Source organism: Acidovorax sp. JHL-3, assembly GCF_000526295.1.
Taxonomy (GTDB): domain Bacteria; phylum Pseudomonadota; class Gammaproteobacteria; order Burkholderiales; family Burkholderiaceae_C; genus Acidovorax; species Acidovorax defluvii.
Genome location: NZ_JAFU01000001.1, coordinates 2,539,692 through 2,551,559 on the forward strand (window position 1 = coordinate 2,539,692; position 11,868 = coordinate 2,551,559).

General features: G+C 62.8%; 11 protein-coding genes. 7 read left to right on the top strand and 4 right to left on the bottom strand.

Features of this window, described 5'->3' with window-relative positions:
- Nucleotides 1-22: 22 nt before the first annotated feature.
- Complete coding sequence (locus tag K226_RS0111920) at nt 23-625, bottom strand: YigZ family protein (RefSeq protein ID WP_024815027.1); 603 nt, start codon at nt 623-625, stop codon at nt 23-25.
- 160 nt (nt 626-785) lie between these two features.
- Here K226_RS0111920 and K226_RS0111925 point away from each other — a divergent pair, with 160 nt between their 5' ends.
- Nucleotides 786-3,173, top strand: a complete 2,388-nt coding sequence (locus K226_RS0111925; RefSeq protein WP_024815028.1) for a YgiQ family radical SAM protein — start codon at nt 786-788, stop codon at nt 3,171-3,173.
- 49 nt (nt 3,174-3,222) lie between these two features.
- On the opposite strand, the gene K226_RS0111930 is transcribed toward K226_RS0111925, so the two are convergent.
- The 3 genes from K226_RS0111930 to K226_RS0111940 form a co-directional block, all read right to left on the bottom strand.
- Complete coding sequence (locus K226_RS0111930; protein WP_024815029.1) at nt 3,223-3,939, bottom strand: cold shock and DUF1294 domain-containing protein; 717 nt, start codon at nt 3,937-3,939, stop codon at nt 3,223-3,225.
- A 30-nt stretch (nt 3,940-3,969) separates the two neighbouring features.
- Nucleotides 3,970-4,854 (bottom strand): CaiB/BaiF CoA-transferase family protein, encoded by an 885-nt coding sequence (locus tag K226_RS0111935; RefSeq protein ID WP_024815030.1) that lies wholly within the window; start codon nt 4,852-4,854, stop codon nt 3,970-3,972.
- 127 nt (nt 4,855-4,981) lie between these two features.
- The gene (locus K226_RS0111940; RefSeq protein ID WP_024815031.1) at nt 4,982-6,178 is read right to left on the bottom strand and encodes an amino acid aminotransferase; all 1,197 of its coding nucleotides are present in this window, start codon (nt 6,176-6,178) and stop codon (nt 4,982-4,984) included.
- Nucleotides 6,179-6,283: 105 nt separating this feature from the next.
- On the opposite strand from K226_RS0111940, the gene uvrB reads away from it, so the two are divergent.
- The 6 genes from uvrB to hscB all read left to right on the top strand — a co-directional run bounded on the left by uvrB (nt 6,284) and on the right by hscB (nt 11,833).
- Nucleotides 6,284-8,374, top strand: coding sequence for an excinuclease ABC subunit UvrB (gene uvrB / locus K226_RS0111945; RefSeq protein WP_024815032.1), 2,091 nt, complete (start codon nt 6,284-6,286; stop codon nt 8,372-8,374).
- Between the two features lie 242 nt (nt 8,375-8,616).
- A complete protein-coding gene (gene iscR / locus K226_RS0111950) occupies nt 8,617-9,153 on the top strand; it encodes a Fe-S cluster assembly transcriptional regulator IscR (protein ID WP_024815033.1) in 537 nt (178 codons plus the stop codon).
- A gap of 100 nt (nt 9,154-9,253) precedes the next feature.
- Nucleotides 9,254-10,474: an IscS subfamily cysteine desulfurase gene (locus tag K226_RS0111955; RefSeq protein ID WP_024815034.1), complete on the top strand. Its 1,221-nt coding sequence runs from the start codon at nt 9,254-9,256 to the stop codon at nt 10,472-10,474.
- A gap of 29 nt (nt 10,475-10,503) precedes the next feature.
- Entirely contained in the window at nt 10,504-10,905 is a 402-nt protein-coding gene (gene iscU, locus K226_RS0111960) for a Fe-S cluster assembly scaffold IscU (RefSeq protein WP_024815035.1), read from the top strand.
- A 2-nt stretch (nt 10,906-10,907) separates the two neighbouring features.
- Complete coding sequence (iscA, locus tag K226_RS0111965) at nt 10,908-11,231, top strand: iron-sulfur cluster assembly protein IscA (protein WP_024815036.1); 324 nt, start codon at nt 10,908-10,910, stop codon at nt 11,229-11,231.
- Between the two features lie 83 nt (nt 11,232-11,314).
- Nucleotides 11,315-11,833, top strand: a complete 519-nt coding sequence (gene hscB / locus K226_RS0111970; protein WP_024815037.1) for a Fe-S protein assembly co-chaperone HscB — start codon at nt 11,315-11,317, stop codon at nt 11,831-11,833.
- Nucleotides 11,834-11,868: the final 35 nt, after the last annotated feature.

The following is an 11,868-nucleotide window of genomic DNA, read 5'->3' on the forward strand; positions in this document are numbered from 1 at the left end:
AAAGCGGTGTTCCCCGGGCTGTTTATGACCCGCCGGTCAGTTGATCGGGCCAGCCCACACGGCCTTGGCCGAGGTCGTTGATACGCTGCACAAAGGCGCTGGCCTGGGTTTGGGGCAGGCGCAGTTGCAGCGTGACGAGCGAACCATGCTGAACGCCCAGCAGCTCGGCGCCCGCGGCCTCGATTTCGCGGCGCAGCAGGCCTTCCAGTGCATAGGGCACCTGGCATTGCAGCGTGGCCATGCGCTGCAGTTGCACCTTGGGAGCGTGGAGCAGGGCCTGGGCCACGCAGTCGGTGTAGGCACGCACCAGCCCGCCTGCGCCCAGTTTGACGCCGCCAAAGTAACGCACCACGGTGGCCAGAACGCCTTCGAGGTCCTGGTGGCGCAGCACATCGAGCATGGGGCGCCCGGCGGTGCCGCCGGGCTCGCCGTCGTCCACGGCGGCCGATTGCCCGCCCGCCAGCAGCGCCCAGCAGATATGGGCTGCGCCGGGGTGCTGCTTCCAGAGCGCATCGACATGCGCCTGGGCGCTGGCGCGGTCGGGCATGGGCTGCACGCAGCCGATGAAACGGCTCTTCTTGATGATGATTTCGCTGTGGACGGGCGCGGCCAGGGTCTGGGACATGGGCCCCAAGCTTACCGGCACGATGGCTGGGTGCGCGGCAGGGACAAGCGCCGAAACGGCGACAAAAATGGCCTGCCGCCGTAAAATGCGCGGTTACCCACCAAGACCGCGCCCCCACCATGGCCCCACCAGCCCATGGGCGGCCGCACTTCCCCCTCGCATGAACGCCTTCGTCGACGTCTCCCTGTTTCCGCGTGCGGCCAAGCCGATCACCAGCTACCGCCCGTTCTGGGCCAAGCGGTTCGGCACCGCCCCGTTCCTGCCCATGAGCCGCGCCGAGATGGAGCAGCTGGGCTGGGACAGCTGCGACGTGGTGCTGGTCACCGGCGATGCCTATGTGGACCACCCGAGCTTCGGCATGGCCGTGATTGGCCGCACGCTTGAAGCCCAGGGTTTCCGCGTGGGCATCATTGCCCAGCCCGACTGGCAAAGCGCCGAGCCGTTCAAGGCGCTGGGCAAGCCCAACCTGTTCTGGGGCGTGACGGCCGGGAACATGGATTCGATGATCAACCGCTACACGGCGGACCGCAAGATCCGCAGTGACGACGCCTACACCCCTGGTGCCGAGGGCAACCGCCGCCCTGACCGCGCGGCCATCGTCTACAGCCAGCGTTGCCGCGAGGCCTATAAAGACGTGCCCATCGTGCTCGGGGGCATCGAAGGCAGCCTGCGCCGCATCGCGCATTACGACTACTGGAGCGACAAGGTGCGCCGCTCCATCGTGGTGGACGCCAAATGCGACCTGCTGCTGTTTGGCAACGCCGAGCGTGCGCTGATCGAGGTGGCGCACCGCCTGGCCGCGCGCGAGCCGGTCGAAAACATCACCGATGTGCGCGGCACCGCCTTTGTGCGCCGCACCACGCCCGAGGGCTGGTTTGAAATCGACTCATCCGAGGTGGACCAGCCCGGCCCGGTAGAAGCACACATCAACCCCTACCAGACGACCAGCGAGCAGGCCGCCGCAGCGGGCGGGAGCTGCAGCGGCCCGGATACTACTATTTCGATAGCTGATGGCGCACAGCCAGCAAGGGCTAGTGGCCAAAATGATGCAAAACCTGCCAGCGACGGCACGCACAAGCTCACTTTTGTGCCCAACCCGGCGTTGATGGGCAAGCGCAAGCTGCCGCCGCTGGAGCGCACGGTCATCCGCCTGCCCAGCTACGAACAGGTCAAGAGCGACGAAGTGCTTTATGCCCATGCCAACCGTGTGATGCACCTCGAAACCAACCCCGGCAATGCCCGCGCCATGGTGCAGGCGCACGGCGAGGGCACCACCGCGCGCGATGTGTGGCTCAACCCGCCGCCCATCCCGCTCACCACGGCCGAGATGGACTACATCTTTGACCTGCCCTACGCGCGCAGCCCGCACCCGCGCTATGCCGACGAAAAAGGCCGCCACGACGGCGCGACCAAGATCCCGGCGTGGGAGATGATCCGTTTTTCGATCAACATCATGCGCGGCTGCTTTGGCGGCTGCACCTTTTGCTCGATCACCGAGCACGAGGGCCGCATCATCCAGAGCCGCTCGGAAGACTCCATCATTCGCGAGATCGAGGACGTGCGCGACAAGGTGCAGGGCTTCACCGGCACCATCTCCGACCTGGGCGGCCCCACGGCCAACATGTACCGGCTGGGCTGCCGCACCCCCGAGATCGAGGCCGCCTGCCGCAAGCCGAGCTGTGTGTACCCTGGCATTTGCCAGAACCTCACCACCAACCATGACCCGCTGATCAAGATTTACAAGCGCGGCCGGGCGATCAAAGGCGTGAAGAAAATCCTCATCGGCTCGGGTCTGCGCTACGACCTGGCGCTCGAATCGCCCGAATACGTGAAAGAGCTGGTGCAGCACCATGTGGGCGGCTACCTCAAGATTGCGCCCGAGCACACCGAATCCGGCCCGCTGACCAAGATGATGAAGCCGGGCATCGGCAACTACGACAAGTTCAAGACGCTTTTTGAAAAGTACACGGCCGAGGCGGGCAAGAAGCAGTATCTGATTCCCTACTTTATTGCCGCGCACCCCGGCACCAGCGACGAGGACATGATGAACCTCGCCATCTGGCTCAAGAAGAACGGCTTTCGGGCCGATCAGGTGCAGACCTTCTACCCCAGCCCCATGGCCACGGCCACGACCATGTTCCACACCCGGCTCAACCCGCTCAAGGGCATCCACCGTGACGAACGTGGCGAAAAGGTGGACGTGGTGCGCGGTGAAAAGCGCCGCCGCCTGCACAAGGCCTTTTTGCGCTACCACGACCCGGCCAACTGGCCGCTGCTGCGCGAGGCGCTCAAAAGCATGGGCCGCGCCGACCTCATTGGCAACGGCAAGCACCACCTGATTCCGACCTTCCAGCCCTTGAACACGGGTGGCGGCTGCGCATCGCGCAAGAAAGACAATTTCCTCACCATTCCGTCCATGGTGACTGAGAAGGTGCCCTCCAAGGCAGGACCCAAGCCGGGCCAGATCCTGACCCAGCACACGGGCTTGCCGCCACGGGCGGGCATTCAGGGTAAAAAACCGCAAAAGCCCAATACCAGCAAGCGCTGATAGCTATTGAATCAGTAGTGAAAGCGCGGCGCCTTGGCGCGCTGCGCAATCAGAGCCAGGGTTGGAACGTGCCCACCCAGTGCAGAAACCCCGCCAGCGCGGCGCAGTGCAGCACGATGGTTGCCCAGTAGATCGCGCGAAACGCGGTCTTGCTGGATTTGTGGCGCATGTTCTGCTGGGCCAGCCAGGCGGCGGGCCAGCCGCCGAGCACCGACAGCAGGTGCAGTTGCTTTTCTGCGATGCGCCACTGGCCCCGGCGTGCGGCGTTTTTGTCTGCCGCATAAAGCCATAAAGTGGCCAGGTTCAAGCCCGCCAGGGCCGCCACGCTCCACAGCGGCAGGTACCGCGCCCACACGGCCCAGGCCACCAATGCCACCCACGCCAGCATCAGGCCGTAAGCCAGGGCGGCGCCCGCAGGCGCGGCAGGGGCGTTTTTGCGGCGCGTGCGTGGCGTGCTCGCGGCTGTTGCGGTGCGGCCTGTGCTGTGGCCTGTGCGGGTTGGTTCTGGGCGGCGTGCACGCCGGGCTTCGCTGCCACGGTGGCCAGATGGGGCGCTTTGCGCGCCTGCGGCCTGCACCGCCATGGCGCGCGGGCCCTTGCCACCCCCATGGATTTCTTCAAAGACCACGGTCAGGCCTTCGCGCGGCGGTGTGGTGCCCCGGAAGTCACGGATGTGAAAGAAAACATCGGCAGCCGAGCCCTGGCTGCGGATGAAGCCAAAGGCACGCTCGGCATTCCAGCGCACCACGGTTCCTTGCTTTTGCATGGGTTTGCGTTGCCCGACTACGGACAAGTTCTAAGCCAGGGTGTGCAGCGGAATGTCTTTGGCGTGCGCCAGTGCGTTGAGCTGCGCGCGGGTCTGACCCTTCAGGAAGCGGGCAATGGCCTCGTGCGTGGCGGGGTTGCGCAGGTGAGCCATGTCGCCCGCTGCAGGCAGGCCCGCCGCCTCGCAAAGGCGCGCGGCGAAGTGGGGCTCCAACGCAGCCACGGCCACGCGGCCATCCTGGCAGGGGTAAATGCGGTAGCCCGCGTGTGCGCCGCCCACGTCGCCCTGCGGGGTGGTCAGACCCCAGTGCAAGGGCAGGGCCAGCCACTGCGCGGCCTCGGCCAGGCCCACCTCGATGCACACGCCCACACCCTGCGGGCCGCGTGCCAGCACGGCCTGCAACACGGCTTCGCTCGCCATCAGCGCGCCTGCCATGTCGGCAAACAGCGTGGGCGGCACCTGCGGGCCGGTCAGCAGCCCGGCCTCGGCCTGGTAGGTGAGGTCGTGGCCGGGTTCTTCGGCACGCTCGCCCAGCGCGCCCACGATGCGCACCAGCGAAAGGCGCGGGTAGCGCGCCTGCAGCGCCTCCCAGCCCAGCCCCAGCTTGGCCAGCGCCGAGGGGCGAAAGGAGGTGATCAGCACATCGGTGCGTGCCAGCTCGGCGTGCAGCGCGGCCTGGCCTTCGTCGGTCTTGAGGTGGGCGTGCAGCACGCGCACGCCCTGGTGCAGCTCGCCATAGGCCGCCGGGCTGTAGATGCCCATGGGGTCGGCACTGGGCTGGCCGGGTTGGGGCAGGGGTTCGAGCTTGGTGCACTCTGCCCCCAGGCGCGCGCAGCGCAGCAGGGCGGCAGGACCGGGCAGGTTGAGCGCCAGGCTCAGGATGCGGGTGCCATGCAGTGGGCGAAGGGGCGTCATGGGATGGGGTCTCCGTTGAGTGCTATATATTAAATAGCTGCTAGCGCTTTGCGGACGGTCGCCAGGGCCGCTTTTGACCATAAAAAAGCCGCCCGGGGGCGGCTTGGGGGCAGCGCCACTGTAGCGCTTACATCACCTTGGCAATGGCCTGGCAGACGTAATCGATGTTCTTGCTGTTGAGCGCAGCCACACACATGCGGCCGGTGTCGGTGCCATACACACCAAACTCGCTGCGCAGGCGCACCATCTGGTCCTTGGTGAGGCCCGAGTAGCTGAACATGCCGATCTGCTGGGTGATGAAGGACATGTCCTGCTTCACGCCGGCGGCCTTGAGGCCATCGACCAGCTTCTGGCGCATGGCCTTGATGCGCACGCGCATCTCGCCCAGTTCCTTTTCCCACAGGGCGCGCAGCTCGGGGTTGTTCAGCACGGCTGCCACCACCGCGCCGCCGTGGATGGGCGGGTTGGAGTAGTTGGTGCGGATGACGATCTTGAGCTGGCTCAGCACGCGCGACGCTTCTTCCTTGTCGGCGCACAGCACCGACAGGCCGCCCACGCGCTCGCCGTACAGGCTGAAGCTCTTGGAGAAGGAGGTGGAGACGAAGAAGTTCAGGCCGGCGGCCACGAACTTGCCGATCACGGCGCCGTCTTCGGCGATGCCGTGGCCAAAGCCCTGGTAGGCCATGTCGAGGAAAGGCGTCAGGCCCTTGGCCTTGACGGCGGCGATGACCTGGTCCCACTGCTCGGGCGTGATGTCGTAGCCCGTCGGGTTGTGGCAGCAGGCGTGCAGCACCACGATGGTGCCGGGTGCGGCTGCGTTCAGGCTGGCCAGAAAGCCTTCAAAGTTGACGCCGCGCTTTTCGGCGTCGTAGTAGGCGTAGGTGCCGACTTCAAAGCCGGCGTTGGTGAACAGCGCGCGGTGGTTTTCCCAGCTGGGGTCGGAGATCAGCACCTTGGCGTTGGGGCTGAGTTTCTTCAAAAAGTCGGCGCCAATCTTCAGGCCGCCGGTGCCGCCAATGGCTTGCACGGTGGCCACGCGGCCGGATTGGACGGGTTCGCTGTCGGCGCCAAACACCAGGCTCTTGACGGCGTTGTCATAGGCCACGATGCCGTCGATGGGCAGGTAGCCACGGGCGGTGGGGGTGGCCATCATGGTCTTTTCTGCGGCCTGCACACACTGCAGCAGGGGCAGCTTGCCGTTGTCGTCGAAATAAACGCCAACACCCAGGTTGACCTTGTTGGGGTTGGTGTCGGCGTTGAATTGCTCGTTGAGGCCCAGGATAGGGTCGCGGGGGGCCATTTCGACGGCGGTGAAAAGAGACATGAAAATCCTTGAAAGGTTGTCAGTAGCGAAGAATCCGGGCGTGGTGTACTGTGCCGGGTTGGGCTGATTTTAACGGCCCGCCAACTCCCATTGTTGACCGCCCCCATGCCGGATATCACAGAAGTCATCACCGAAAAGCACGACGGCGAGTTCGTCCGTTTCCCCGATTCGCCGTTCGAGCTGTTCCAGCCGTACCCGCCTGCGGGCGACCAGCCTGAGGCCATCAACAAGCTGGTGGAGGGGCTGAACGACGGCGAGACCTTTCAGACGCTGCTGGGCGTGACGGGCTCGGGTAAGACCTTCACCATGGCCAATGTGATTGCCCGCATGGGGCGCCCGGCCATCATCTTTGCGCCCAACAAGACGCTGGCCGCGCAGCTGTACAGCGAATTTCGAGAGTTCTTCCCCAAGAACGCGGTCGAGTACTTTGTGAGCTACTACGACTACTACCAGCCCGAGGCCTATGTGCCCCAGCGCGACCTGTTCATTGAGAAAGACAGCGCCATCAACGAGCACATCGAGCAGATGCGGCTCAGTTGCACCAAGAGCCTCATGGAGCGGCGCGATGTGGTGATTGTGGCCACAGTGTCGGCCATCTACGGTATTGGCGAGCCCGAAAGCTACCACCGCATGGTGATGACGCTGCGCACCGGCGACAAGCTGGGCCAGCGGGACGTGATCGCCCAGCTCATCCGCATGCAGTACCAGCGCAACGAGGCCGATTTTTCGCGCGGCAAGTTTCGGGTGCGCGGCGACACTATCGACGTGTTCCCGGCCGAGCATTCCGAGCTGGCCATCCGCATCGAGCTGTTTGATGACGAAGTGGAGAGCCTGCAGTTGTTTGACCCGCTCACGGGCCGCGTCAAGCAGAAGATTCCGCGTTTTACGGTGTACCCCAGCAGCCACTATGTGACGCCGCGCGACAAGGTGCTGGCGGCGGTAGAGACCATCAAGGTAGAACTGGCCGAACGACTGAAGCAACTGGTGGCCGACGGCAAGCTGGTGGAGGCCCAGCGCCTGGAGCAGCGCACGCGGTTTGATCTGGAAATGCTCAGCGAAGTGGGGCACTGCAAGGGTATTGAAAACTACACACGCCACCTCTCAGGCGCCGCGCCGGGCGATCCACCCAGCACGCTGACCGACTACATGCCCAAGAACGCGATCATGTTCTTGGACGAGAGCCACCAGATGATTGGCCAGCTCAATGCCATGTACAGCGGCGACCGCTCGCGCAAGACCACGCTGGTCGAATATGGTTTTCGCCTGCCTTCGGCGCTGGACAACCGGCCGCTGAAGTTTGAGGAGTTCGAGCAGCGCATGCGGCAGGTCATTTTTGTATCGGCCACACCGGCAGACTACGAAAAGACCCACTCAGGCCAGATCGTGGACCAGGTGGTGCGGCCCACAGGGCTGGTGGACCCGGTGGTCGAGGTGCGCCCGGCCACGCACCAGGTGGATGATGTGCTTCAAGAAATACGCATTCGCGCAGAAAAGCACGAGCGAGTACTCATCACCACACTCACCAAGCGCATGGCCGAGCAGCTGACCGACTACCTCACCGACAACGGCGTGAAGGTGCGCTACCTGCACAGCGATGTGGACACGGTCGAGCGCGTGGAGATCATTCGTGACCTGCGCCTGGGCGCGTTTGATGTGCTTGTGGGTATCAATCTGCTGCGCGAAGGGCTCGACATTCCCGAGGTGTCGCTGGTGGCCATCCTCGATGCGGACAAGGAAGGCTTCCTGCGTGCAGAGCGCAGCCTGATCCAGACTATTGGCCGCGCGGCGCGCAATCTCAACGGCCGCGCCATCCTGTATGCAGATCGCATCACCGAGTCCATGAAAAAAGCCATGGGCGAGACGGAACGCCGACGCATCAAGCAGATCGCACACAACGAGGCCCACGGAATCACGCCGCGCAGCATTGTCAAGCGGGTAAGAGACCTGATTGACGGCGTTTACAGCGAGAAGGCGGGCAAAGATGCTGAGCGGCTGGAGCAGGAAGCCATGCAGCGTGCGCAGGTGGAAGACATGTCAGAGAAAGATGTGGCGCGGGAGATCAAACGGCTCGAAAAGCTCATGCTGGAGCATGCGCGCAATCTGGAGTTCGAGCAGGCAGCGCGGGTGCGAGACCAATTGACGCGACTCAAGGATCAGGCCTTTGGTGCGCATGGCAGCGATTCGATCGCTCTTTGATGTCCGTCACCCCGAGGTGGAAAAACCAAACAGTGGAATAGTGACTTGTTGGTTTTTTAACCCGACAAATTCGATAGGGATTTGTGTTATACTCTCACAAAACACTCAAGAACAGAGCCCAACGATGAAGGGCCCCGCATCAGAAGGCTGAACGGGGGTAAGGGGCGGAGACGGTGCTGACGCAGTGCATTTGCCAGTGTCAGCAGTATTTATAACGAACAAGCCTAGACAAGGAGCTTGCGATGCGTCTCACAACCAAAGGCCGTTTTGCGGTCACCGCCATGATTGACCTGGCTTTGCGCCAGAACAATGGTCCCGTCACGCTGGCGGCCATCAGCCAGCGGCAGCAGATTTCGCTGTCGTACCTGGAGCAACTCTTTGGCAAGCTGCGTCGCCACGAGCTCGTCGAATCGACCCGTGGCCCAGGCGGCGGCTACACGCTGGCCCGCAAGGCCGGTGACATCACGGTGGCAGACATCATTGTGTCGGTGGACGAGCCCATTGATGCCACGCAGTGTGGTGGCAAGGAAAATTGCCTGGGCGAAGCCGGACGCTGCATGACGCACGAACTTTGGGCTTCGCTCAACCAGCGCATGGTGGAATTTCTGGATTCCGTCACGCTGCAGAAACTGGTGGACGAGCAGCTTGCCAAGGGAGTTCAGATTGAGGACAAGCCCATGGCACGGCGCGCCATTTCGACCACACCAGTGGTCAAGCCCATCCGCGTGAACGCACCCAACTCGGTCTTTGCACTGGGTAACGTGTTCGCAAAATCCTGAGCTGATTGCCACCTGTTTCGGTCCTGGGGCCAGCCGCGCCCTGAACGATTTTGATTGCATAGCTTTTTGTTGCCAGCCAGATACTTTTACTGAGCCAGCCATGGACATGACCCCGCATTTCCCCATTTATCTCGATTACGGCGCCACCACTCCGGTCGATCCACGCGTTGTGGATGCCATGATCCCATGGCTGCGCGAGCACTTTGGCAACCCGGCATCCCGCAGCCACGCCTGGGGCTGGGAAGCTGAAGAGGCGGTTGAGAAGGCGCGTGTGCAAGTGGCCGATCTGATTGGTGCAGACCCCCGCGAAATCGTCTGGACCAGCGGTGCCACTGAGTCCATCAACCTGGCCTTGAAGGGCGCTGCCCACTTCTACCAGGGCAAGGGCAAGCACCTCATCACCCTCAAGACCGAACACAAGGCCGTGCTGGACACCATGCGCGAGCTGGAGCGCCAGGGCTTTGATGTGACTTACCTGGATGTCCAGGAAGATGGACTGGTGAACATGAATGCCCTGAAGGCTGCCATTCGTCCCGACACCATCCTGATCAGCATCCTGTTCGTGAACAACGAAATCGGCGTGATCCAGGACATTCCGGCCATTGGTGCGTTGTGCCGCGAAAAAGGCATCCTGCTGCACGTGGATGCCGCGCAGGCTACGGGCCGAGTCGAGATCGACATGAATGTGTTGCCCATTGATCTGATGAGCATGACCGCCCACAAGACCTATGGCCCCAAGGGCGTGGGCGCCTTGTTTGTGCGCCGCAAGCCCCGTGTGCGCCTGGAAGCGCAGATGCACGGCGGTGGCCATGAGCGCGGCATGCGCTCGGGCACGCTGCCTACGCACCAGATCGTGGGCATGGGCGAGGCCTTTCGCATCGCCAAGGAAGAAATGGCCGAGAGCAATGCCAAGGCCAAGGCGCTGCAGCAGCGCCTGCTGGATGGCTTGAAGGACATCGAACAGGTGTTTATCAATGGCAGCCTGGAGCGTCGGGTACCGCAGAACTTGAACATGAGCTTCAACTTCGTCGAGGGCGAATCCCTGATCATGGGTATCAAGGGCCTGGCCGTGTCGTCGGGCTCGGCTTGCACTTCTGCCAGCCTGGAACCCAGCTATGTCTTGCGCGCCCTGGGCCGCAGCGACGAACTGGCGCACAGCAGCCTGCGCATGACCATCGGCCGTTTCACCACCGAAGAAGAGATCGATTACGCCATTGGCACCATCCGTGAAAACGTGGCCCGATTGCGTGAGCTCAGTCCCTTGTGGGAGATGTACAAGGACGGCATCGACATCAGCACCATCCAATGGGCTGCACACTGAATCCCTGAAGAATTGAAGAGGTACACATCATGGCTTACTCAGACAAAGTGGTTGACCATTACGAAAACCCCCGCAATGTGGGCTCGTTCGACAAAGGTGATGATTCGGTGGGCACCGGCATGGTGGGCGCACCCGCTTGCGGCGACGTGATGAAGCTGCAGATCAAGGTGAACCCTGAAACCGGGGTGATTGAAGACGCACGCTTCAAGACCTACGGCTGCGGTTCGGCCATTGCCTCGTCCTCGCTTGTGACCGAATGGGTGAAAGGCAAAACGCTGGACGAAGCGGCAGCGCTGAAAAACAGCGAAATTGCCGAAGAGCTGGCCCTGCCGCCCGTCAAAATCCACTGCTCCATCCTGGCCGAAGACGCCATCAAGGCGGCGGTAAACGACTACAAGGCCAAGCACAACAGCGCGGTGGCTGCAGTCTGACCATGGCCATCACGCTGACTGAAGCGGCTGCCCGGCACGTCACCCGTTACCTTGCGCGCCGCGGCAAGGGTTTGGGTGTGCGCCTGGGGGTAAAAACCACCGGATGCTCCGGACTGGCATACAAGCTCGAATATGTGGACGATTCCGAGCCGGAAGACATCGTTTTCGAGAACCACGGCGTCAAGGTGCTCATTGATCCCAAGAGCCTGGCCTACATTGACGGTACCGAGCTGGATTTTGTGCGCGAAGGCCTGAATGAAGGCTTCAAGTTCAACAATCCCAATGAACGGGACCGCTGTGGCTGTGGAGAGAGTTTTCGGGTTTGAAGCCTTCTGCTGCGCTGCCATCCAACCGCCATCGCGCTCTGTGCTGGCGGTTTTTTATTGATCCGGTGTGACCTGGTGTGGGCATGAATCTGCAATCTGACGATTTTGAACTGTTTGGCGTGCCGCAACGCTTCGCCCAGGACCGGGCGGCACTGGATGCACGCTGGAAAGAGCTGCAGCGCGAGGCGCACCCTGATAAATTTGCCGCACAAGGGGCCGCAGCCCAGCGCGTGGCCATGCAATGGTCGGTTCGCATCAACGAGGCCTATCAGCGCCTGAAAGACCCGATGCGCCGCGCCGCCTACCTGTGCGAACTGCATGGCGCGCCCATTCAGGCCGAAGACAACACGGCCATGCCGGCAGCCTTTTTGATCCAACAGATGGAATGGCGCGAATCGCTGGAGGAAGCGCGGTCGGCAGTCGAGCTGGATGCCCTGGATGAGGGTGTGCAGCATGCGCGTGGCGAAGCGCTGGCCCTGTGCGGACAATTGCTCGATCAGCAGACAGACTACGCCGGTGCCGCGCGGCAGGTCAGAGCCCTCATGTTCATTGCGCGATTGGCCGACGATATCGAGCGTCGTCGGGATCAACTGGGACAATAGAGGCACAACCCCTTTTCGAGGCATTTTCCGCGGGG

Bases quoted from the DNA above. Each gene is read 5' to 3' on its own strand.
- K226_RS0111955 (WP_024815034.1), top strand. From the start codon at position 9,254: ATGGACATGACCCCGCATTTCCCCATTTATCTCGATTACGGCGCCACC.
- iscA (WP_024815036.1), top strand. From the start codon at position 10,908: ATGGCCATCACGCTGACTGAAGCGGCTGCCCGGCACGTCACCCGTTAC.
- iscU (WP_024815035.1), top strand. From the start codon at position 10,504: ATGGCTTACTCAGACAAAGTGGTTGACCATTACGAAAACCCCCGCAAT.
- uvrB (WP_024815032.1), top strand. From the start codon at position 6,284: ATGCCGGATATCACAGAAGTCATCACCGAAAAGCACGACGGCGAGTTC.
- K226_RS0111920 (WP_024815027.1), bottom strand. From the start codon at position 625: ATGTCCCAGACCCTGGCCGCGCCCGTCCACAGCGAAATCATCATCAAG.
- K226_RS0111935 (WP_024815030.1), bottom strand. From the start codon at position 4,854: ATGACGCCCCTTCGCCCACTGCATGGCACCCGCATCCTGAGCCTGGCG.
- hscB (WP_024815037.1), top strand. From the start codon at position 11,315: ATGAATCTGCAATCTGACGATTTTGAACTGTTTGGCGTGCCGCAACGC.
- iscR (WP_024815033.1), top strand. From the start codon at position 8,617: ATGCGTCTCACAACCAAAGGCCGTTTTGCGGTCACCGCCATGATTGAC.
- K226_RS0111930 (WP_024815029.1), bottom strand. From the start codon at position 3,939: ATGCAAAAGCAAGGAACCGTGGTGCGCTGGAATGCCGAGCGTGCCTTT.
- K226_RS0111925 (WP_024815028.1), top strand. From the start codon at position 786: ATGAACGCCTTCGTCGACGTCTCCCTGTTTCCGCGTGCGGCCAAGCCG.
- K226_RS0111940 (WP_024815031.1), bottom strand. From the start codon at position 6,178: ATGTCTCTTTTCACCGCCGTCGAAATGGCCCCCCGCGACCCTATCCTG.